The organism is Pseudomonas lundensis (assembly GCF_001042985.1).
Lineage (GTDB): Bacteria > Pseudomonadota > Gammaproteobacteria > Pseudomonadales > Pseudomonadaceae > Aquipseudomonas > Aquipseudomonas lundensis.
This window is the reverse complement of sequence record NZ_JYKY01000010.1, coordinates 16,025-37,236: the sequence shown is the minus strand read 5'-3', so window position 1 is coordinate 37,236 and position 21,212 is coordinate 16,025. Positions and strand designations below refer to the sequence as shown.

Here is a 21,212-nt window from a genome sequence, read left to right as displayed (position 1 = left end):
TAATCTTGTCGTTGAATTTACCTGCTGAAGCCGTACCGCAAGCTCCGCTTCAAAGCCAACGCTGCTCCCCTTCATGATGGGCAACCCTCTATGGAACATTGGCCTATAGAAAAAGTTCAATATTCTGGCGAGGTGCCGCGCATTGATTCACTGCATCGTAATGGGGCTTTACACCCCTCGGGCCCGACCGATTCTGGCAGATTTATTCTGCAAATCGGCATACAGATCCCACACGAGTGAGGCACACTTCGTGCCCGCTGTAGTTTCACAATGCCATAAAGGCCCGGCTATTGTGCCGATCCCCCCCTCTATATACTAGTGGGCGCTTTTTTTGCGGACGTCAGAAGAATGAGCCAACATTTTCAACATGATGTGCTGGTGATTGGCAGCGGCGCTGCCGGTTTGAGCCTCGCGCTTACCCTGCCCAGCCACTTGCGCATTGCAGTCCTCAGTAAGGGCGACCTGGCCAATGGCTCGACGTTCTGGGCACAAGGTGGCGTGGCCGCCGTGCTGGATGATACCGACACCGTTCAATCCCATGTCGAAGACACGCTTAACGCCGGAGGCGGGCTGTGTCATGAAGACGCCGTGCGTTTCACCGTCGAGCACAGCCGCGAAGCCATTCAGTGGCTGATCGATCAAGGCGTGCCCTTCACCCGCGATGAACCTGCCGACCCGCAGCATGCCGGTTTTGAGTTTCACCTCACCCGTGAAGGCGGGCACAGTCATCGGCGCATCATCCACGCCGCCGATGCCACTGGCGCGGCCATTTTCAAAACCTTGCTCGAACAGGCACAGCAACGGCCCAACATTGAGCTGCTCGAACAACGGGTAGCGGTGGACCTGATCACCGAGCGCAGACTAGGCCTGGAGGGCGATCGCTGCCTTGGCGCCTATGTACTCAATCGCAGCACCGGGGAAGTCGACACGTTCGGGGCGCGCTTCACCATTCTGGCGACCGGCGGAGCCGCCAAGGTCTACCTCTATACCAGCAACCCGGATGGCGCCTGTGGCGATGGTATTGCCATGGCCTGGCGCTCGGGCTGCCGAGTGGCGAATCTGGAGTTCAACCAGTTTCATCCCACCTGCCTGTACCACCCGCAAGCCAAAAGCTTTTTGATCACCGAAGCCCTGCGCGGCGAAGGCGCGCATTTAAAACTGCCAAATGGCGAGCGATTCATGCACCGCTTTGATCCGCGCGGTGAACTGGCGCCTCGCGATATCGTCGCCCGCGCCATTGACCATGAGATGAAGCGCCTGGGCATTGATTGCGTCTACCTGGACATCAGTCATCAGTCCGAAACCTTCATCAAAACCCACTTCCCGACGGTGTATGAGCGCTGCCTCGGCTTTTCCATCGACATCACCCGCCAGGCCATCCCGGTCGTCCCGGCTGCGCATTACACCTGCGGCGGCGTGATGGTGGACGCCCATGGCCGAACCGACGTCCCGGGCCTGTATGCCATTGGCGAAACCAGCTTCACCGGCCTGCACGGCGCCAACCGAATGGCCAGCAATTCGCTGCTGGAATGCTTCGTGTACGGCCGTGCAGCCGCTGACGACATTCTCTCGCAATTGCAACAAGTGGCCATTCCAGTGGCCCTGCCCAGTTGGGATGCCAGCCAGGTGACCGACTCGGATGAAGACGTGATCATCGCCCACAACTGGGATGAGCTGCGGCGCTTTATGTGGGACTACGTGGGCATCGTGCGCACCAACAAGCGATTGCAACGCGCGCAACACCGCGTGCGGTTGTTGCTGGATGAAATCGACGAGTTCTACAGCAACTACAAAGTGAGCCGCGACCTGATCGAGTTACGCAATCTGGCGCAAGTCGCCGAATTGATGATCCGCAGCGCCATGGCGAGAAAGGAGTCCCGGGGCTTGCATTACACCCTTGACTACCCGGACATGCTGCCCGAAGCACTGGATACTATTCTGGTGCCAACCACCTACGCCGACTGAATTTGAGCCGTACGCGCAAGCGCCGATGCTGATCGGGCGCCAGCGCGTCGCGGGGAATGCACACCGCTCGCACGCGGCGCTCCCCGCGTCGGCTGAAGCGCACAATCACCAACACCGGCAGCGCCATGCTGTCACGGCGCAACTGCACCGCTTGCCAACCCGTGGCGCGGCTCCATAACTGCCAGCCCTCGACCGTACGGCGCAACCCCGTAATAGCCGTCGGGTGAGTCAAGCGAATATGCCGTGGCCACACCCAAATCCCATGGGTCAGGCACGCTAAAACACCGAGCATGCGGGCCCAGAGGGGAATCGACAGAAGGCATATTGAGATCAGCGCCAAGGACTGGGCTGCGAGATACGCCGCCAGCAAGTGCCCGGAAGCACGCCAGCGGCATTCGAAATACTTACTTGGGCTGAACACGATCCAGAATCATGCGAACCATGCGCTGCAGCTCAGGGTCCTCAGACTCGCTGCGCTCCATGAACCAGCCAAACATGTCCTGGTCTTCACACTCAAGCAGCCTGCGATAGCACTCGCGGTCAACATCATTGAGGGTGGCATACACCTCTTTAACGAAAGGCACCAGCAGCACGTCCAGTTCAAGCATGCCGCGACGGCTGTGCCAGTAGAGACGATTGAGTTCAACATCTTCGACCATGGAGCGCTCCTCAAATAGAGCGCAAGTATACAGGCCGCTCCAACATAGACCAGTCGGCTTTGGTCGGGCCCCCACAGGTCCTACGCGAACTATCCATTTGAGGATCGCCCCTCTATGATGTCCTTCAGACTTTTTGACCTGCGATGAACCATGGCCGACTCTGCTTTTTTCTGCACCCTGACCCACGAAGGCGTTCTTGCTGTGATCGGCACTGACGCCAGCAAGTTTTTACAAGGGCAGCTGACCTGCAACCTCAACTACTTGAGCGACACGCGCTCCAGTCTGGGCGCGCGCTGCACGCAAAAAGGCCGCATGCAATCGAGTTTCCGTATCCTGCTTCAGCCCGACGGTTGCTTGCTGGCCATGGCGCGGGAACTGGTTGAGCCACAGTTGGCCGACCTGAAAAAGTACGCCGTCTTCTCCAAGTCCAAACTCACCGATGACAGCGCTAACTGGGTACGCTTCGGCCTCGCCGGTGCAGACGCAGTGCTGGCCGGGCTCGGGCTCGACCTGCCAGCCGACACCGACAGCGTCGTGCGTGCCAACGGCTTGATCGCGATTCGCGCCAGCCACCACCGTGCAGAACTCTGGGCCCCCGCCGATCAGGCCGACAGCGTCACCCGTGAACTTCACGCCCACTTGCCTCAGGCAAACCTCAATGAATGGTTGCTCGGGCAAATACGCGCCGGCATCGGTCAGGTGATGGAACAGACCCGCGAGCTGTTCATTCCGCAAATGATCAACCTGCAGGCCGTGGGGGGCGTGAGCTTCAAGAAAGGGTGTTACACGGGTCAGGAAATCGTGGCGCGCATGCAATACCTGGGCAAACTCAAGCGCCACCTCTACCGCTTGTCGCTCGACCTCAATGAGGTGCCATTACCGGGAACTCCGCTGTTTGCCCCGACTCATAGCAGCGCCATTGGCGAAGTCGTGATCGGCGCCCGCAGTGAGCGCGGTGTTGAACTGCTGGCTGTCCTGCAATCTGAAGCAGCACAAGCCGGCGACGTGCATCTGGGTGATGCGCAAGGCCCTGAATTGACCCTTCTGGATCTGCCTTATCAACTGGACCGTGATCGCGAAATCCAGCGCTAAATTGCAACACCTTGAAACGCAGCATCCTAGAGAACAGAAATGAGCAACCTGGCGCATAAGGTCCAAAAGGATTTGATTCAGGCCATTACCAAAGATGACCTGGTTCTGCCCACGCTACCCGAAGTAGCGTTGAACATTCGCAAGGCCGCCGAAAACCCCGATATCAGCGTCAGCAACCTGAGCAAAGTGATTGGCCGTGACACCGCGCTGTCAGCGCGCCTGATCAAAGTGGTGAACAGCCCGCTGCTGCGCGCCGCTCAGGAGGTCACCAACCTGCACACCGCCATCACCCGATTGGGTGTCAACTACAGCAGTAACCTCGCGATCGGGCTGGTCATGGAGCAAATCTTCCATGCCCGCTCCGAGGTGGTTGAAAACAAAATGCGTGATGTGTGGCGTCAAAGCCTCGAAATCGCCGGCATTTGTTACGCCTTGTGCCGCCGCTGCACCTCACTTAAACCGGACCAGGCAGCGCTGGGCGGGCTGGTGCATCAAATCGGGGTGCTGCCGATTCTGACTTACGCCGAAGAACACAACGAACTGCTCTCGGACCCGGTTTCCCTTAACCATGTCATCGAAAATATCCACCCGCTGATTGGCGACAAACTGCTGAGCGTGTGGGAATTCCCTGAAATGCTGGTCAAGCTGCCGGGCCAATATCTGGACTTTTCTCGTGAATCCGCAGCAGTGGATTACATCGATCTGGTACAAATCGCCACGGTTTACTGCCTTAAGCAGGGCGATTCCGCCCTCTTGAACCTTGAGCTGAGCACCCTGCCCGCCTTCAAAAGGCTGGGCCTTGATGGCATGAGCAGCAAGCTGCAGGAAGAACTGAACGCCGCGCGCTTCATGTTCATCTGAGCGACACCGCCTTCAAACCCGCTCAGCGCAGGACCTGCACAAAACTGACCCGTACTTTCAGCCCGCCTTGCGCGCCATCATGCAAAGTGATGTGTGCCAGATGGGCGCGGCAGATCTCTCCCACAATCGCCAACCCAAGGCCTGATCCCGCCACCGAGGGATTTCGTCGGTAAAACCGCTCGAATACCCGTTCACGGTCTTCATGGGGAATCCCCGGACCGTCGTCTTCCACCTCCAGCACGGCAGGTTCAGTCACGCGCAAAATCACGTTGCCGCCCACGGGTGTGTGGGCCAGCGCATTGTCCATCAGGTTACTGAGCAACTCGTTGAGCAAGGTGGGCTCGCCGTGCAGCCACACAGGCCGGTCCGCTTCAAGTGCCAGCGCCACGCCGCGCGCATGCGCCAGGGGCGCCATCGCCATGCCCAGCTCACGCGCCAATTGGCTCAGATCCAGTAACTGCGCGCCGCCTTCGGCAATCGCCCGGGCTCCGTTCTCCACCCGCGCCAACGACAGCAATTGATTGGCCAAGTGGGTCACCCTGTCCGTGCCCTGCACCGCCTGTGTCAACGTCGTGCGCCATACGTTCGGATCATGCGCGCGCAAGCCCAGTTCAAGCTGGGCCTTGAGCACCGCCAGCGGGGTTCTTAGCTCGTGGGAGGCATCGGCAATAAACTGCGCCTGACGCTCAAACTGCCCGCGCAAACGCTCCGTGAAGTGATTGAGCGCCTGCACCAGCGGCCACAACTCACGCTGCACCGGCACCAGCGGCAAAGGACGCAAATCATCAGGCTCACGCTCCTCCACCGCGGTGCGCAAACGCTCCAGCGGACGCAACGCAGCGCTCACGGCAAACCACACCACCAACAGCGCGCCCAGCCCGAGCATCCCCAGACGCAGCACGGTGTCTGCCATCAGGCTGCGCGCCATCGCAACCCGCGCCTCATCGGTTTCTGCCACCCGAATTTCAGCCATGCCGTTCATGTTCGGTTCGCTGACAGCCTTGAGCAAACTCACCACGCGCACGTTTTGCCCCTGATACTGGCCATCATAAAAACGCGCCAGCGCCGGGTAATCGTCAGTCCGTAACGTACCGGGCGGCGGCGCTGGCAGGTTTTCGTACCCTGAAATCAGGCGCTGATGAATGTCATTGACCTGGTAATAGATCCGCCCCGCGCTGTCATAGGCAAACGTGTCCAGCGCGACGTAGGGCACGTCGGCGCTCAAGCTGCCATCTCGCTGTGACAAGCCCGCCGCAATGGTGCGCGCCGAAGCCAGCAGGGTTCGGTCGTAAGCGGTGTCAGCAGCCTCGCGGCCGTTGAACCAGGCACTCAAACTGCTGGCCAGCATCAACACCACCAGCATCAGCGTCAGGTGCCAGAGCAGTCGCCAGCGCAAACTGTCGAGCTTACGCATCACGGCTTTCCAGCAAGTAGCCCAGGCCACGAAAGGTCACGATCGCCACGGGCTGGCCGTCGAGTTTTTTTCGCAAGCGGTGGACATAAATCTCGATGGCGTCCGGGCTTGCGTCCTCGTCCAGACCAAACACCTGCGCCGCCAGTTGTTCCTTGCTCATGACCCGCCCCGGCCGGGCAATCAAAGCCTCCAGCACGGCTTGCTCGCGAGAAGTCAGGGTTAGCAGTTCGTCGCCGAGCGTAAAGCGGCGGGTTTCCAGGTCATACACCAACGCCCCGCAGCGTTGCTGACGTTCGCCGCCCAACACACTGCGACGCAACAGGGCTTTGACGCGGGCTTCCATCTCGGTCAGCTCGAAAGGTTTGGCCAGATAATCATCGGCGCCCAAATTGAGGCCGTGTACCCGATCCTTGACGTCACTGCGGGCAGTCAACATCAACACTGGCAGGGTTTTGCCACGGGCACGCAAACGCGCCAGCACCTCAAACCCATCCATGCGCGGCAGCCCCACATCCAGAATCGCTACGGCATAGTCTTCACTGGCCAACGCCAGATCGGCAGCCACGCCATCGTGCAACACGTCCACGGTCAGGCCGGTACTTTTCAACGCCTGAGCCACACTTTCGGCCAGTTGCGGCTGGTCTTCGACCAAGAGCACACGCATCGGATCGTCCTCATTATTGTTCTAGGCACCTGCCCTTCTTTGCGCGGAGTGTACAGACGCCAGCCCGGCTGTGAAGTACGAAACGGCGCGAAAAAGTCTTGAAAGGTTGGTGAAAGGTTGGCCGATTAGGATCGTGAAACGGACAGTTACAACTGTCTTCGCTATGGATGCCGTAGCGACCCGAAAAGCGCCCTGAAGCGTTTTCGCCAATAAGAACAATAATGGAGCACTGCCTCATGCCGGCTTTAAAGCCTTGGGCCACCTGGCCCGTCCGTTTATTGCGTATTTGCCAAATCGCCTCACTCAGCGCCAGGTTGCGCCTGCGACACCTGCTGCCTCGCCCCTCACTGCCACGCAATGCCACTGAAATCAGCTTGCTTATCGGTTTCGGTATCGCCTTGTAGTGACGCGGCCCCGCCCCTCTCTAAAAACAAAAACGCACCGGGAGACACCATGAATCAATCACTGCGCGCCCTCGCCCTTGCGGCCAGTTGCCTTGTTTTGGCCGGCTACGCGATTGCCGAACCCAAACGCCCCGAATGCATCGCCCCCGCCTCGCCGGGCGGAGGTTTTGACTTGACCTGCAAACTGGCGCAAAGCGCGCTGGTGAACGAGAAGCTGCTGAGCAAACCCATGCGCGTAACCTACATGCCGGGTGGCGTCGGGGCAGTGGCCTACAACGCGGTCGTGGCGCAACGCCCCGCAGATGCGGGCACGTTGGTGGCCTGGTCCAGTGGCTCATTGCTCAATCTGGCGCAGGGTAAATTCGGACGTTTCGATGAGGGCGCAGTGCGCTGGCTTGCCGCCGTGGGTACCAGCTATGGCGCCATTGCCGTTAAAAGCGACTCACCTTACAAAAACCTCAATGATCTGGTGCAGGCCCTGAAAAAAGACCCCAGCAGCGTGGTCATCGGCTCCGGTGGCACCGTAGGCAGTCAGGACTGGATGCAAACGGCGCTGATCGCCAAGGCGGCCGGCATCAACCCGCGCGACTTGCGTTACGTGGCGCTCGAAGGCGGCGGCGAAATTGCCACCGCCTTGCTCGGCGGCCACATTCAGGTTGGCAGTACGGATATTTCCGACTCCATGCCGCACATCCAGAGCGGCGACATGCGCATCCTCGCGGTGTTCTCTGACACCCGCCTGGATGAACCCGAAATGAAGAATATTCCCACGGCCAAAGAGCAAGGCTACGACATCGTCTGGCCAGTGGTGCGCGGCTTTTACCTTGGTCCAAAAGTCAGCGACGAGGACTACGCGTGGTGGAAAGGCGCTTTTGACACGTTGCTGGCCTCTGAGGAATTCGCCACGTTGCGCGATCAGCGCGAACTCTTCCCGTTCGCCATGACCGGCCCCGAGCTGGACACCTACGTGAAAAAACAGGTGAGCGATTACAAAGTGCTGGCCAAAGAATTCGGCCTGATCCAGTAACCGCCGCTGACAGTTGATTGCGCGCTGTACCGCCGGCGCGCAGCGCAGGAGTGAACCATGCTCTTACAACGCTTTTTTGCCTCGGTGTTGCTGCTGGTCTGCGTCGGTCTGGCGCTGATGGCCTGGCCGTATCAGGCAGCATTTTCCTACGAACCCGTCGGCCCCCGGGCTTTCCCGCTCTTGATGTTGGGCCTGATGGGGCTGGGCCTGATCTACATGATTGTGCGCCCGACGCCCGTGGTGCACAGCGATGAAGACCCACAACTGGACCGCGACACACTGCTCAAGATCGCGGTGTGCGTCGTGCTACTGCTGATCTTTGCCGGCACCTTCGAACCCCTGGGTTTTATCCTCAGCAGCATCCTGATTGGCATCCCGATGGCCCGTCTGTACGGCGGTCGCTGGGTGCCCAGTGTCGTGATCATCAGTGTGATGAGCGTCGGCCTTTATCTGCTGTTCGATAAAGCCATGGACGTTCCACTGCCCCTCGGCCTGCTCGACGTTCTGGAGAACTGATATGGACACTTTTGGTTATTTGGGCCAGGGCTTCGGCGTCGCGCTCAGCCCCTACAACTTGGTGACTGCGCTGTGCGGGACGTTGATCGGCACGGTCGTAGGATTGTTACCCGGCCTTGGGCCCATCAACGGGGTTGCGCTGTTAATCCCGATTGCATTTGCACTGGGCCTGCCGCCCGAGTCCGCACTCATCCTGCTGGCAGCGGTGTATCTGGGCTGTGAATACGGCGGGCGGATCAGCTCGATCCTGCTGAACATTCCCGGCGAAGCCTCAACCGTCATGACCACCCTGGACGGCTATCCGATGGCCCGCAAAGGCCTGGCGGGCGTCGCACTCTCGCTGTCAGCCTGGAGCTCGTTCATCGGCGCCTTTATTGCGACCTGCGGCATGGTGCTGTTCGCGCCACTGCTCGCCAAGTGGGCCATTGCATTCGGGCCCGCCGAGTATTTCGTGCTGATGGTTTTTGCAATTGTGTGCCTGGGCGGGATGGCGGGCGACCGCCCCCTGAAAACCTTTATCGCCGCGCTGATCGGCCTGTTTCTGTCCAGTGTCGGGATCGATGCCAACAGCGGTGTGTACCGTTTCACCGGGGACAACATTCACCTGACTGACGGCATTCAGTTCGTGGTCCTGGTGTTGGGCCTGTTCTCCATCAGCGAAATTCTGTTACTGCTGGAAAAAACTCACCGGGGCCAGGAAGCGGTCAAAGCCACAGGCCGCATGATGTTTAACCTCAAAGAAGCGTCTGCGGTGTTTGTCGTGAATATCCGCTGCGGGTTATTGGGTTTCATCATGGGTGTGCTGCCCGGCGCAGGCGCGACGCTGGCCAGTGCTGTGGCCTACATGACCGAGAAGCGCATGGCCGGTGCGACGGGTCAATTCGGCCAGGGTGACATGCGCGGCCTGGCGGCCCCTGAAACGGCCATCGGCGCCTCGGCGTGTGGCGCACTGGTGCCGATGCTGACCCTCGGCGTGCCGGGCTCAGGCACCACGGCGGTGATGATCGGCGCCTTGTCGCTGTACAACATCACCCCCGGTCCACTGTTGTTCCAACAACAGCCGGACATCGTGTGGGGCCTGATTGCCTCGTTGTTTATCGCCAACATCATGCTGGTGATCCTCAACATCCCGATGATCCGTATCTTCACGCGCATTTTGTCCGTGCCAAACTGGGCGCTGGTGCCCGTGATTGCCATCATTACCGCGATTGGCGTGTACGCGGTGCATGCGACCACCTTCGACCTGTTCCTGATGATCGGCATAGGCATCTTCGGTTACATCCTGCGCAAGCTCGACTTCCCGCTCTCGCCTGTGCTCCTGGGCTTTATTTTGGGCGGCCTGATGGAACAGAACCTGCGCCGCGCCCTGTCGATTTCCAATGGCGCGCTGGAGATCTTGTGGTCTAGCCCGATCACGCTGGGCGTGTGGATGCTCACGGTCGTGATGTTACTGCTGCCCATCGTACGAATCTGGCGCAAACGCAGCGCTCAGCGACGTACGCTAGCCAATGCCTGACAGCCGTTTCCAACACTGGGGGGCAACGCCGCTGGTCGGTCTGGCTGGCGGTTACTTGGCCAGCCTGATCGGCTGGCCGTTGCCCTGGATGGTCGGCTCATTGCTGGCAGTCATTCTGGTTCGCTGCCTGACACCCTGGCAGTTGGCCGAAATCCCCGGTGGCAGAAAGTGCGGCCAATGGATTATCGGGATTGGCATCGGCCTGCATTTCACGCCAACGGTGATAGAGCAGGTGATCGCGCATTTTTGGCTGATTGTGTGCGGTGCGCTGCTGACGAGCCTGTCGAGCATCATCAACGTATGGATCATGCTTCGCAGCGGAGAAGATCGAGCCACTGCGTTTTTCTCAAGCATGCCTGGCGGCTCGGGCGAGATGGTCAACCTCGGCGCACGCAACGGCGCTGTTCTGAGCCGTGTGGCGGCGGGCCAGAGTTTGCGCGTATTGACCGTGGTCTTATGCGTACCCGCCGCATTCAAATACACATTGGACTCCGGCTCGCCGACCTTACAGGCCACACCCGTGGACTTCGCCTGGCTGACGCTGCTGTTTGCGGCCGGCGCCTTACTGGCCTGGATCTGGCAACGTTTGGGTCAACCCAACCCCTGGTTGTTCGGCCCTCTGCTTGTCAGCGCTTGCGTCAGCTGTGTGTGGGACGTACACACTGGGCTTCCCGAAGGCAGCAGTCAGGCAGGCCAATGGCTAATCGGCAGCGGCCTGGGCTGTCACTTCAATCGCGAGTTCTTTCGCCGCGCCCCTTCTTTTATCGCCCGCACACTCCTTGGTACAGCGCTCACTGTGATGATCGCCAGTGCATGCGCTGTGGGGTTAAGCGCGCTCACGCACCTAGACCTGCGCTCCCTGACCCTGGGCATGATGCCGGGCGGAATCGCAGAGATGAGCCTGACCGCCGAGGTATTACAACTCTCCGTGCCTTTGGTGACGGCACTGCAAGTCATGCGCCTGCTGTTTGTGTTGTTTCTCGCGCAACCCTTATTCCGGCGTTGGACAAGGTCTGATCACTGACAGTCGAAAACAGCCCGAATAATGTAGGAAAAGTCATGCAATGTAAGACTGATTCTTACAGTTTTATTACATTGAGGGCCTGACACTCAGCATTTACTGTGAAGCCCAATTCCTTCAACAGTGCAGGCTTTGAAATGAAACAGGGCGAGTCTTATAAATCATTAATTCTGGATAATGAGCACGCGACCTGCACGCTAAAAATCACCGTTCGCGAACAGCAAATATTGCAACTTTGTGCAAAAGGCATGACCACCGCAGAAATTGCCAGAACACTTCACCGCGCCGAGAGCACCATCAACTTTCACTTCTTCAACCTCAGAGCAAAGTTTGGAACACGGTGCCGTCACGCCACTGTTTTAAAAGCATTAAAACTCGGCATCCTGACACACACCTGACGACTATAAACCTCAAAAAAACTGAACGACACGATACGTATTAAACTGCCTGAAATGCACGTCAACCGATGTTCTGAACCCTGTGCAGCCCCACGACAAAAGAGCGTCCCGACATGGCCACTGAAGAATTAGCGTACACAGCCCATAAATACCTAGAACTGTGCCTTCTCGTGCTGGAAAACATAGTGAACAACCCGATGTTCTGGGGAGCATTTTTAGGGGCGTGGCTGGTGGCGAGCTCCCGAAAAAATAAAAATATATTCAAAAAAATGGCGAGCTTTTTACTCAGCGTAAGTGTGGGTTACTTATTCTCGCCGGTGGCATTACTTTACTTGCCCGTCATACCGCCCGGCGTGTGCGGTTTTATATGTGCATTGGTGGTAATCCCCCTCAGCCGAAAACTGACTGACTGGATTCAGGTGACGGATATTGTCGACCTGATACGACGGTTTAGAGGGGGAAAGTGACCTGATGGCTGAGCAGACTACTCGACGCGCTGTGACAAAATCTCTATGCGCTCCGTCAAACCCTGCACATGTTGACGATCCTGTATAGCGCTTAGCGCCAGCCCTTGATTGAAAGCATTCAAGGCGCGGTAAAGCGTTAAAACTTGAAACTCATTTGCATTAAAGACGTCATAGCCTGATGTTACTTGATGGCAGTTAGGCAGCAACATGGGGCCATGCCCGCTAAATAACCAGTCCAGCGATATATCGTGCTTTTCGGCGAGTTCAATACAGTGCGCATAGGGAATCTTTGAGCGCCCTTTCCAGCTGCTCAATGTTTGAGGGCTAACCCCCATGGCGCCAGAAAGGTCAACGTCAGTTTTAACACCGAAAACCTGTTTCAACCTTAAAAGTACTTCAATTGATTTCTTGTTACTCATTTTGAATAATCCAAATTTGACTCAGCGCGATTTTGCTTCAATATCTACTCACATTGAGTACTTCAAGATTATTAAAAAATTGCAACCTTATAAATATTTCGAAAATGACAACACTGACTTACCACTCAAACAACTCGCTTCACGCTCAAAAAAACGCAACTCACACATACGCAATCCAAAATTCCTACAAAAACAAAACCAAAAACTTACTTAATGCTGGAACTGCTTATCACCTCCTGTTCCGGCACTCACCCACCGAGATCAAAGGAGTGGTCTTTTCTATACGCCGTGCCTGCTACGACTGGCACTTAACAACGTTTAACCGGAGTCACTCATGAGCACCTACAAAATGGTTTGCCCACATTGCTTGAGCAAAATGCGGATCCGCACCAGCGAAGGCAGACATATTTTTTTACGTGTCGCCTATTTGCAATGTACAACTGAAGCCTGTGGATGGTCAGTCAGGGCTGAATTCGAAATGACCCATGAGTTATCACCCAGCGGTATGCCCAACCCGGATGTTCGTCTTCCTCATGTTGATAAAGACCTGCGTCGCGCTGCTATTGAGAACGTTGATAATGCGTGCGGAGTGACACCATGACATCTGCCCATTTAGCCGAAGATGACGAGCACCAGATACAGGCATCGGCGCTGACATTCTTACGAAAGTTCCAACCCCAGCATCCGGAAAGCGATCAGATTTTATTTTGTAAAACCGTCAATTATCTGGTCAGTATTTACGCGCTGAGCGTTCCGGCGGCACAGAAGTTGGTCAGTCGCGCCTACGGCGAACTCAAAATCATTGATGAACGGTGCCGACTGGATCTGGATGCCAGTACTGAACATCTGGCCGTTATCACAGACCCGGAAAGTGGAATGACGTGGGCCGTTCCAATTAAAGCCATTGTAGAAAGAGTGATTGAGGCACCCGACAATTGTCGAATGCGGCTGGTTTAATTCGCGCGATTCTCACCTGTTATCACTTACACACCAGGCGTCACACCTGGTGTGTCATGTCGAGTTTATCTGTCCACACCTGTATTGGTCGCAGATCAATCGGCAGGCAATGTCCAATTGATGGGCGTTAAACCGTTTTGCTCAAGAAACTTGTTGGTGCGGCTGAAATGCCCGTTCCCGATAAAGCCTCGATAAGCCGACAGCGGCGAAGGATGCACAGAGGTCAACACCAAATGTTTGGTGGCATCAATCAGCTTTTGTTTGCCCTGCGCATGTGCCCCCCACAGCAAAAACACCAACGTGGGCTGTGTCTCGCTGACCACCTGGATTATCCGGTCGGTGAAGTGCTCCCAGCCTTTTTTGGCGTGAGACGCTGCGTTGGCCCGCTCTACGGTCATGGTGGTATTGAGCAGCAACACCCCCTGATCGGCCCATGACTGCAAACAGCCATGGGAAGGAATGTCGATGTTCAGATCGCGTTTGAGTTCTTTGTAGATGTTGACCAGCGAAGGTGGCGCAGGCACGCCGCGCTGCACGGAAAAACACAGCCCATGGGCCTGACCCGGGCCGTGGTAAGGGTCCTGCCCCAGAATCACCACCTTGACCTTGTCCAGCGGCGTTGAATTCAGGGCATTGAAAATCAGGGGGCCCGGCGGATAAATTTCTTTGCCCGCAGCGTGCTCCTGACGCAGGAACTCACGCAGCTCGCCCATGTAGGGTTTTTCGAACTCCTCGCGCAGCGCCTGCTTCCAGAGGGGTTCAAGTTTTATACGGTCGTCCAGCGTCATGGCTACATCTCGAAAAACAATGGTGCGGACACTAAAAAAGCCCACCCGCCTTGTCAATGCAATCAGGCACGTCTGTCGCGGATGACCATGCCGGTCGCCCAACTGTTGTATAAAGGCGGCCAGCTCCCACGGTTTTATTGGATTTACCATGTCAACACCCGCCCTGTGCCCTGCCTGCGGCGCCAGCAATGAATGCGCGATGCTCGCCAGCGATGATGTGCCGACGAGCGCATGCTGGTGTTTTAGCGTCACCCTCGACCCGAGCGTCATTGACGCGTTACCTGCCGAACTGCGCAATGCGGCCTGTCTGTGCCCACGGTGCGCCGGTGTGCTTGAGCAACTTCCTGCAACGACTGGCGACGCCAACCGTTAAGCTACGCGCCGGTTTTTCATGTGATCGATGGCTATGCGTTTAGACCGTTTCCTCAGCAACTTGCCGCAATTCAATCGCAAACAGGTGCGCCTGTTGCTGATCGAGAAGCGCGTTCAGGTCGATGGCCACATCGTCTGCGATCCTCACCATGAGGTGCGGGCCTTCAGCCGTATTGAGTGCGACGGACAATGCCTGCAGGTCGGCAAGCCCGCGCGGTATTTCATGCTGCACAAGCCGCCCGGCTGTGTCAGCGCCACTCAGGACCCGCAACACCCCACTGTGCTCGACTGGCTGAACGAGCCGGACAAGGACGACCTGCATATCGCCGGGCGCCTGGACTTCAACACCAGCGGCTTGATGCTGATCACCAACGATGGGCACTGGTCACGACAGGTCACGCAACCTGAAACCAAACTGCCCAAGGTGTATTACGTTGAAACAGAGCACGTGATCACCGACGCGTATGCCGTCACGTTCAACCACGGCATTTATTTCGCGTATGAAGACCTCACCACCCAGCCAGCCCACTTGCACGTGCTTGGCCCGCGTTGTGCCCGGCTGAGCATCGTTGAGGGCCGCTATCACCAGGTCAAGCGCATGTTCGGCCACTTCAACAACAAAGTGCTGCGCCTGCACCGCGAGCGCATCGGCTCGTTGGTGCTCGATGAACGCCTCGCGCCAGGCCAGTACCGGGCACTGACTGCGCAGGAAATCGAGTTGTTCTGAGACCGCAACCCTCTGGCACCAGCTCAAGCCCCGCACGATTGACTGTCACATTCCGGGTTCACTCTCGAATTAAACGACGTTCGATGTGCGGGAGTCCGACGCCATGAAGCCTGAAATCGCCGTGCTGGATATACAAGGTCAGTATCGAATCCATACCGAGCATTACCGATCCGAATCGGCACACCGCACCATCATTCTGGTCAACGGGTCGATGTCCACAACGGCCTCATTTGCCCAGACCCTCAAGAACCTGCACCCCGCACTGAATGTCGTGCTGTACGACCAACCCTACGCGGGTCAGTCAAAACCCCACAATCCTCATCCTTCCCTGCTAACCAATGAGCTTGAAGCCCACGTGTTGCTGGAATTGATCGAGCACTTTAACGCCCATTACGTGCTGTCGTTTTCGTGGGGCGGACTGGTTGCACTGGCCGCCCTGGCTGAACAACCACAGCGTATTGAGAAAGCGGTGATCAGTTCGTTCTCACCCGCCATCAATACGGCCATGCAGGATTATCTGGAACGGGGCCGTCACGGGCTAGCCAGGGGCGACCGCACCCTGCTGGGCCATCTGGTGAACGACACACTGGGCAAGCATTTGCCGCACCTGTTCAAACGTTTTAATTTTCGTCACATCAGCACCCTTGCCGATCACGAATACGCGCAAATGCACTTCCACATCGACCATTTGCTGGCGAGTGACTACGCGAGTCGGCTCAAGGCGGCTGAACGCATTGCTATTCCCGTGCTGTTCATCAATGGCGAATGGGACGAATACACGGCGGCAAAAGACGCTCGACAATTCGCACACCCTGTTACCAACAGCCAATTTGCCATCGTGGACAACACTGGTCACTTTCTGGACATGGAACACACGGCTGCCAGTCGACACACAAAAAGCGTCGTGCTGGACTTCCTGAACCCAGTGCAATCCCCTTCATCGGCAGGGCTGCCAATGACGCCATCCGGTGAGCATATCGGGCTGTAAACGAGGGAATGAACAATTAAACCTTCTCATCCGCGCCGACTTCTGGTACAAAGTCAGCCGCTCTGAGCGGGTGTCGTATAATGGCATTACTCCAGCTTCCCAAGCTGATAACGAGGGTTCGATTCCCTTCACCCGCTCCACTTCTATATTTCAGCATGACCCCGGATGTGTCGGAGGTCAGCTGAAGCCCAGACAAACCGGCCATATGAGCCGGTTTTTTTGTGTCCGCTTGTTTTGCGATGTACCCCTATATCTTTGCCGTTTCTGTACACCTCTGTGTACACTCGGGAAAATGCTTAACTTAGGTGTACAAGAAAATGCGCCGTACCGAGATTAAAAAGCGCCCGCTGGCTGATACGGTCCTGGCGAGCCTAGAAGCGGAACCCAAGGAGTACAGGGAGCAGGACGGGAACGGTCTGTATTTTCGCGTAAAACCCAACGGGCAAAAGAGCTGGCTGTTCCGATTCAAAAAACCCGACGGCGCCTGGTCTTGGCACGGTCTCGGTGGATATCCAGAAATACCCGCGAAGGTTGCCCGCGAAAAAGCACGGACGATGCGTGATTTGGTGTCTGCCGGTGGGGATCCTGTCGAGCACAAGGCCGGTCTTCGTAAAGCACGAGACGCATCTGTCCTTAACCCTTTCCGGGATGCTGCCGAGGACTGGTTTAAACACAAGGCCGACGGTGGACTGGCTGAAAGCACTCTCTATCTAATGCGCGGGTATCTCGACAACGATGTGTTGCCTGCATTTGGCGATAAACCGATTGCAGAGGTAACACGCAAAGATTGCGCGGACCTTCAGGCACGCATAGAAGCCCGCAATGCGCCGAACACGCGGGATAAGGTACGAGTAGCGCTACGCCAGATATTCAGTCAAGCCATTGCACGGGGGCTGTGCGACAACAACCCGGCAAGTGAGCTTCTGTCTATCTCCACCAAGACGCCGAAAGCAACGCCTTATCCTCACCTGTTGGAAGCGGAACTACCCGCGTTTCTGAGAGCGTTGCGCACCAGCACCAGCCGAGCACCGGCGAGAACGGCCACCTGGCTGTGCCTATGGACGGCCTCCAGACCGGGAATGGTGCGATGGGCTGAATGGTCAGAAATCGACTTCGATGCGGCGCTGTGGACAGTGCCGGCAGACAAAATGAAGATGCGCCGCGACCATTATGTTCCCCTCCCCCGGCAGGCAATCGAGGCGCTACGCGAACTCCAAAGATCAACAGGCCGGTCGCGCTACCTGTTCCCCGGCATCGGTGCAACGCATCCAGTCATCAGCGAGAACACCATAAACCTGACGCTGTGCAAGATCGGCTATAGAGGCCGTCTTGTTGGGCATGGCACAAGACACACAGCGTCAACCCTGCTCCGTGAACACGGCTGGCAAAAGGACCACATCGAGGCGCAGCTAGCGCACAAAGAAACGGGCGTGAGCGGGATCTACAACCAAGCCAGTTATTTGCCACAGCGCCGCGCCCTGGTGCAGTGGTACGCCGACTATCTGGATTGCCTGGCCGACGGTGTTACACCGGAACAGCGAGCCGAGTTCTCTCGCAAGGTCAACGTAGTGCAGGGTCACGCGTCAGGCGAAAGAAAGTAGTGGAGTCAAAGTCCCCGTAGTCCCAAGTCACAGACCGGCTAAAGGATGACTGCGCCAGCCGCCGACGCGTGACACACCCACCGAAAGGAAGTAGTGGAGTCAAAGTCCCGATAGTCCCAAGTCATAAAAGGTCCCTCTCACCATTACGGCAGGGCTGCACAGCCGGCGCTCAATGGCGTTCTGATACAGTGCGCAAAACTCAATCTATGGAGCAGGGAATGAAACGGATCCTCGCAATATCGTTAGCAGCCGCTGCGCTTGTTGGTTGCGCCTCAGGCTCTGTATGGAAGGCTACCGGCACTACAGACGAATTTACCGACAAGACAACCATGATGGTTACTACCGGTGATTTCTCTTCAGGTAGCTCGATAATCACCAGCACCCTGAAGTTCTATCCCGTCGTGCGCAAGGAGGGCAGCGAAATTTACGTGGGCCTCATGTCTGGCGGCCGCTTCAAGATCCCAGTCGGTACAGTGCAGATCCGAATTGACCAGAACGAAGCGTGGACGATAACGCCTCAAGAAACTCCAGTAGGACTGGTTCCTGCGATGCCAGACATCGCAATGGGGCTCCCGGCAGAGCAAGCGGAACTGATTAAAAAGACTCAGGCTCAAGCCATGGAAAACGCTTATAAGATGATGAGTCCATACACAGTAACCGGTGGCGCCAAGGCGAAGGCGATACTGAAACAGATGGTGGCGGGGCAAACGCTTAAGTTTCGCACTGTTGGCATCAATCAGGCGGCCTCCACAACTGGCGAGGTTGCTCTCGATGGATCGCTTGCACAGTCTCTGAAAAACATCGGTATCGATCCCGACACTCTGTAACCATGTAACCAGCTCAAAGCCATCAACTGCCAGGCAAAAAAAAAACCCGACTAGGCGTTAACCTGGTCGGGCGTGTTTACCAAGGCCATACCGGTATCGCTTTACCGGCAAGGAGGGCTGACCTGTAAACAGTCGCGGTTGGTATTAACCTGAGGCACTCACGACTAATCCTCATACGCAAAAATTGTCAGTGGCTGTCTACTGCCAGGTGATGTCCTCGGGCGCGGGCTGGACGACAAACCTGCCGCTAACCAGATCCTCTGCTGTGGCTAATGACCTGGCCGCAGCTTTCGCATGGGTGTAAGGCAATATCGCTTTTGCCGCTTCAATTCGTATGCCGAGATCCTGTGTCCCGTCTGCCATGACGGCCAGCAGAAACACTAGCGCGTCGGTGAAATTTATTCCTTCAAGCGCGTCGTGGAGGCCGTTCGCTAAGTTGTTCTCTAACCGGCTTATCTCTGCAATGACTCGGGGGTTACGCAGGTTTTTGGATGCGCGACAGGCTGCGCGGGCTTCGGGATATCCCGCAATACGTGCTGCTTTAGAACCGTTTCGTTTGCCGGTCTGCGCCACGAGCGCTTTGCAAAAAGCGCGCTGCCTGCTTGTCAAATGCCTCATGTTTAAACATGCCCCTTTTTCGTATAGGGAAAAAAACCTGTGCGTGCGGTCGGCGCGTTCAGGGGTAGGAGAGGCCCCGTAGGATTTACCCTCCCGCCCCTCCCTTCAGGTCGCGACAGCCTCAGGCCGTAGCCTCCAGCACCTCGCCAGAGAGCCCCAGCGCCGCGTTGAGCGCCGCGACGATCAGCAGGTGCATCTGACGCTCAGGACTCCACGGTTGATCGTCAGTGAAGCCAACGCCAATCAGATGCCCCGATGTGAGCTCAAGCATCGCGAACAGCGCACCGTCCTCATCTTCGTGAGGATCGACATCTACCGTCAGCACCGTAGCGCCGGGTGAGTGAAGTACAGCGGCTGTGCATTCAGCGCGGATGCGATCCATAGCGAGTTCGGTAGATTCGTTCATAGCTTTGCCTCCAGGGCGGATAAGCGATCCAGGGCGTCTTCGATCAGATTCAAATGCTCGGCAAACTCAGCCTGAATTACTTTCAGCACTTCGCTGCAGGCTGCACCCACCGCACCGGCCACCGCACCGTCATCGCCAGCACCAACCGGGGCTTCCTTGCGCGCTTCAATCTGAGCTTTCACGATGCGTTCAGCCGCACCGGGCGAGAGTCTTAGAGTCATTACCATTTCACCCCGCTGAGATAGGTTGCGCAGCCAGGCTGCGCTACCTGCCAGCTCAGACCACGCACGATTTTGATTGCCGCACAATTGTTCTGCCAGAGGGACATGTATTGGGGATCGCCGGAGGAGTCCTCACCAATTTGCACGAGAGCCTGGTCAGACTTGTCTAGGCTGACGCCTTGGTCTGACAGCAGGATCTTCCGTGGGTCAACCAAGGCAACCAAGCCGCCAGCAGCAATGTCGTAAGGCACTGCACTTGATGTAACAGCGGGGACGCCAAGGAGCTCGCCGCCGCGTGCGCCGATGCCGTCAAAGCCAATAGCCGCAAGTGATACAGCGGTAGCAGGGTTCATAACAAACACGGCTGTTTCCAGGTCGCCGGAAAAGCTGGCAATCAAAGCCTTCAGGTCTGCGGCTGGATCATCGGTAGCCGCGATGGCGGTGGAGCCATACAACACGGAGGCAGGGGTTTCACCATCCACGCCGGCGTTTGCAGGATCAATGAAGGTAACGCCCTCAAGTGCCGCCACTGCACGGACCAACTCGGCGGACAAAGCTGATTCAAAATCAGCACCAACGCCACGCAGCACTTCCTGAGTAACAGGGAGGATTGCGCCGAGTTTTAGTGGTTCATTGACGATGCGTTCAAAACTCGCTGCCGTGGTGGCGATAGGGTTTCCCTGAGCTACCCAGGAAGCTACTAGCGGCGATGTTTGGCGAAGGGTCGGAGTGAGTGCGGGCAACTTGTAGAAGCCGGACGCGGCAGCAATCTTGCCTACCAGGCTTCGGGCTCGAACCATCTCGATGAATGCGCGCTGTGCTGCACGCCAGTCGCCGTCCAAGTTCAGGGAGTCGGAAGAAATAAATTCTTTTCTCAGAAGCCTGACTACCGTGGAGTTTTCGCCGTAAGTAGCCGAGGCGACGGCTTCCGCGTTAACGAGGTCGCCGCATTGTGCTTTGACCTTAATCATTTGAATTAGCGTGGCAGAGGGCTGATGCATTGGAAAGTCTCCTTACCCGGCAGGGGTAGCCGGGGTATGGAGGAGATGATGCGGGCGTAGAGTCCCAGGTGACATAACCGCAACTCACCGGGTCTTACGTTGTATCGTAATCTTGCTCAAGCCATATCGCGATGGAGCGCACTCGGTAACTGGATCGAGTCTTTCCACCAACCCCCCTCGGATGTGCTGTAGGTGCGCGGTCTTCTGATTTTGCCTGTTTCAGCCCTTCTACCGACAACCCGAGAAGCGCTGCGGCATCCTTTGTGCTGACCCTTTGATCTCC

Annotated in this window: 26 protein-coding genes and 1 tRNA gene; 17 read left to right on the top strand and 10 right to left on the bottom strand. The window is 57.1% G+C overall.

The window, feature by feature from the left end:
* Window positions 1–348: 348 nt before the first annotated feature.
* A complete protein-coding gene (gene nadB, locus TU74_RS10240) occupies window positions 349–1,965 on the top strand; it encodes an L-aspartate oxidase (protein WP_047278212.1) in 1,617 nt (538 codons plus the stop codon).
* Here the strand turns inward: nadB and TU74_RS23440 are convergent.
* Window positions 1,934–2,386 carry a protein YgfX gene (locus TU74_RS23440; RefSeq protein WP_082149863.1) on the bottom strand — a complete coding sequence of 151 codons (453 nt, stop codon included), beginning with the start codon at window positions 2,384–2,386 and terminating at the stop codon, window positions 1,934–1,936. The genes nadB and TU74_RS23440 overlap by 32 nt on opposite strands.
* Window positions 2,370–2,624 carry an FAD assembly factor SdhE gene (locus TU74_RS10235; protein ID WP_047277109.1) on the bottom strand — a complete coding sequence of 85 codons (255 nt, stop codon included), beginning with the start codon at window positions 2,622–2,624 and terminating at the stop codon, window positions 2,370–2,372. The genes TU74_RS23440 and TU74_RS10235 overlap by 17 nt, the downstream gene beginning before the upstream one ends.
* 150 nt (window positions 2,625–2,774) lie before the next feature.
* On the opposite strand from TU74_RS10235, the gene ygfZ reads away from it, so the two are divergent.
* Complete coding sequence (gene ygfZ, locus TU74_RS10230; RefSeq protein WP_047295063.1) at window positions 2,775–3,716, top strand: CAF17-like 4Fe-4S cluster assembly/insertion protein YgfZ; 942 nt, start codon at window positions 2,775–2,777, stop codon at window positions 3,714–3,716.
* 39 nt (window positions 3,717–3,755) lie between these two features.
* Window positions 3,756–4,577 (top strand): HDOD domain-containing protein, encoded by an 822-nt coding sequence (locus tag TU74_RS10225; protein ID WP_048376358.1) that lies wholly within the window; start codon window positions 3,756–3,758, stop codon window positions 4,575–4,577.
* A gap of 22 nt (window positions 4,578–4,599) precedes the next feature.
* Here TU74_RS10225 and TU74_RS10220 read toward each other — a convergent pair whose 3' ends face one another.
* Together TU74_RS10220 and TU74_RS10215 are read right to left on the bottom strand one after the other, a co-directional pair.
* A complete protein-coding gene (locus TU74_RS10220; protein WP_047295067.1) occupies window positions 4,600–5,991 on the bottom strand; it encodes a sensor histidine kinase in 1,392 nt (463 codons plus the stop codon).
* A complete protein-coding gene (locus TU74_RS10215; protein WP_047277116.1) occupies window positions 5,984–6,655 on the bottom strand; it encodes a response regulator in 672 nt (223 codons plus the stop codon). Before TU74_RS10215 ends, TU74_RS10220 begins: the two co-directional genes overlap by 8 nt.
* A gap of 453 nt (window positions 6,656–7,108) precedes the next feature.
* Here TU74_RS10215 and TU74_RS10210 point away from each other — a divergent pair, with 453 nt between their 5' ends.
* The 6 genes from TU74_RS10210 (at window position 7,109) to TU74_RS10185 (ending at window position 12,004) form a co-directional block, all read left to right on the top strand.
* Entirely contained in the window at window positions 7,109–8,086 is a 978-nt protein-coding gene (locus tag TU74_RS10210; RefSeq protein WP_048376356.1) for a Bug family tripartite tricarboxylate transporter substrate binding protein, read from the top strand.
* Between the two features lie 57 nt (window positions 8,087–8,143).
* Window positions 8,144–8,602, top strand: coding sequence for a tripartite tricarboxylate transporter TctB family protein (locus tag TU74_RS10205; protein WP_048376354.1), 459 nt, complete (start codon window positions 8,144–8,146; stop codon window positions 8,600–8,602).
* A gap of 1 nt (window position 8,603) precedes the next feature.
* The gene (locus TU74_RS10200) at window positions 8,604–10,118 is read left to right on the top strand and encodes a tripartite tricarboxylate transporter permease (protein ID WP_047278223.1); all 1,515 of its coding nucleotides are present in this window, start codon (window positions 8,604–8,606) and stop codon (window positions 10,116–10,118) included.
* Window positions 10,111–11,142 carry an AbrB family transcriptional regulator gene (locus TU74_RS10195; protein ID WP_048376352.1) on the top strand — a complete coding sequence of 344 codons (1,032 nt, stop codon included), beginning with the start codon at window positions 10,111–10,113 and terminating at the stop codon, window positions 11,140–11,142. The genes TU74_RS10200 and TU74_RS10195 overlap by 8 nt, the downstream gene beginning before the upstream one ends.
* A 98-nt stretch (window positions 11,143–11,240) precedes the next feature.
* A complete protein-coding gene (locus TU74_RS10190) occupies window positions 11,241–11,537 on the top strand; it encodes a response regulator transcription factor (protein ID WP_139048412.1) in 297 nt (98 codons plus the stop codon).
* A gap of 113 nt (window positions 11,538–11,650) precedes the next feature.
* Window positions 11,651–12,004, top strand: coding sequence for a putative holin (locus TU74_RS10185; RefSeq protein ID WP_048376350.1), 354 nt, complete (start codon window positions 11,651–11,653; stop codon window positions 12,002–12,004).
* Between the two features lie 17 nt (window positions 12,005–12,021).
* Here TU74_RS10185 and TU74_RS10180 read toward each other — a convergent pair whose 3' ends face one another.
* Window positions 12,022–12,423: a helix-turn-helix domain-containing protein gene (locus tag TU74_RS10180; RefSeq protein WP_048376348.1), complete on the bottom strand. Its 402-nt coding sequence runs from the start codon at window positions 12,421–12,423 to the stop codon at window positions 12,022–12,024.
* 334 nt (window positions 12,424–12,757) lie between these two features.
* Between TU74_RS10180 and TU74_RS23435 the strand changes: the two genes are divergently transcribed.
* Window positions 12,758–13,024: an Ogr/Delta-like zinc finger protein gene (locus TU74_RS23435; protein WP_082149862.1), complete on the top strand. Its 267-nt coding sequence runs from the start codon at window positions 12,758–12,760 to the stop codon at window positions 13,022–13,024.
* Window positions 13,021–13,380: a hypothetical protein gene (locus TU74_RS10175; RefSeq protein ID WP_048376347.1), complete on the top strand. Its 360-nt coding sequence runs from the start codon at window positions 13,021–13,023 to the stop codon at window positions 13,378–13,380. Before TU74_RS23435 ends, TU74_RS10175 begins: the two co-directional genes overlap by 4 nt.
* 95 nt (window positions 13,381–13,475) lie before the next feature.
* On the opposite strand, the gene ung is transcribed toward TU74_RS10175, so the two are convergent.
* The gene (gene ung, locus TU74_RS10170) at window positions 13,476–14,168 is read right to left on the bottom strand and encodes a uracil-DNA glycosylase (RefSeq protein WP_047277131.1); all 693 of its coding nucleotides are present in this window, start codon (window positions 14,166–14,168) and stop codon (window positions 13,476–13,478) included.
* Window positions 14,169–14,316: 148 nt separating this feature from the next.
* Between ung and TU74_RS23430 the strand changes: the two genes are divergently transcribed.
* From TU74_RS23430 to TU74_RS10145, 6 genes are all read left to right on the top strand, one after another.
* Window positions 14,317–14,541 carry a cysteine-rich CWC family protein gene (locus tag TU74_RS23430; RefSeq protein ID WP_047278229.1) on the top strand — a complete coding sequence of 75 codons (225 nt, stop codon included), beginning with the start codon at window positions 14,317–14,319 and terminating at the stop codon, window positions 14,539–14,541.
* Between the two features lie 33 nt (window positions 14,542–14,574).
* Window positions 14,575–15,267 carry a pseudouridine synthase gene (locus TU74_RS10165; protein ID WP_048376345.1) on the top strand — a complete coding sequence of 231 codons (693 nt, stop codon included), beginning with the start codon at window positions 14,575–14,577 and terminating at the stop codon, window positions 15,265–15,267.
* A 103-nt stretch (window positions 15,268–15,370) separates the two neighbouring features.
* A complete protein-coding gene (locus TU74_RS10160; RefSeq protein WP_048376343.1) occupies window positions 15,371–16,255 on the top strand; it encodes an alpha/beta fold hydrolase in 885 nt (294 codons plus the stop codon).
* Between the two features lie 66 nt (window positions 16,256–16,321).
* A tRNA-Gly gene (locus TU74_RS10155) sits at window positions 16,322–16,395 on the top strand.
* A 177-nt stretch (window positions 16,396–16,572) separates the two neighbouring features.
* Window positions 16,573–17,856, top strand: coding sequence for a tyrosine-type recombinase/integrase (locus tag TU74_RS10150; protein WP_048376341.1), 1,284 nt, complete (start codon window positions 16,573–16,575; stop codon window positions 17,854–17,856).
* A 218-nt stretch (window positions 17,857–18,074) separates the two neighbouring features.
* Window positions 18,075–18,683: a hypothetical protein gene (locus TU74_RS10145; RefSeq protein WP_048376339.1), complete on the top strand. Its 609-nt coding sequence runs from the start codon at window positions 18,075–18,077 to the stop codon at window positions 18,681–18,683.
* A 198-nt stretch (window positions 18,684–18,881) separates the two neighbouring features.
* Here TU74_RS10145 and TU74_RS10140 read toward each other — a convergent pair whose 3' ends face one another.
* The 4 genes from TU74_RS10140 to TU74_RS10125 all read right to left on the bottom strand — a co-directional run bounded on the left by TU74_RS10140 (window position 18,882) and on the right by TU74_RS10125 (window position 20,929).
* On the bottom strand, window positions 18,882–19,301 hold the full coding sequence (locus TU74_RS10140; protein WP_048376338.1) for a terminase small subunit: 420 nt from the start codon (window positions 19,299–19,301) through the stop codon (window positions 18,882–18,884).
* Window positions 19,302–19,422: 121 nt separating this feature from the next.
* Entirely contained in the window at window positions 19,423–19,707 is a 285-nt protein-coding gene (locus tag TU74_RS10135) for a hypothetical protein (RefSeq protein WP_048376336.1), read from the bottom strand.
* Window positions 19,704–19,928 carry a hypothetical protein gene (locus TU74_RS10130; protein WP_157315150.1) on the bottom strand — a complete coding sequence of 75 codons (225 nt, stop codon included), beginning with the start codon at window positions 19,926–19,928 and terminating at the stop codon, window positions 19,704–19,706. The genes TU74_RS10135 and TU74_RS10130 overlap by 4 nt, the downstream gene beginning before the upstream one ends.
* A complete protein-coding gene (locus TU74_RS10125) occupies window positions 19,928–20,929 on the bottom strand; it encodes a phage major capsid protein (protein ID WP_048376332.1) in 1,002 nt (333 codons plus the stop codon). Before TU74_RS10125 ends, TU74_RS10130 begins: the two co-directional genes overlap by 1 nt.
* Between the last annotated feature and the right edge of the window lie 283 nt (window positions 20,930–21,212).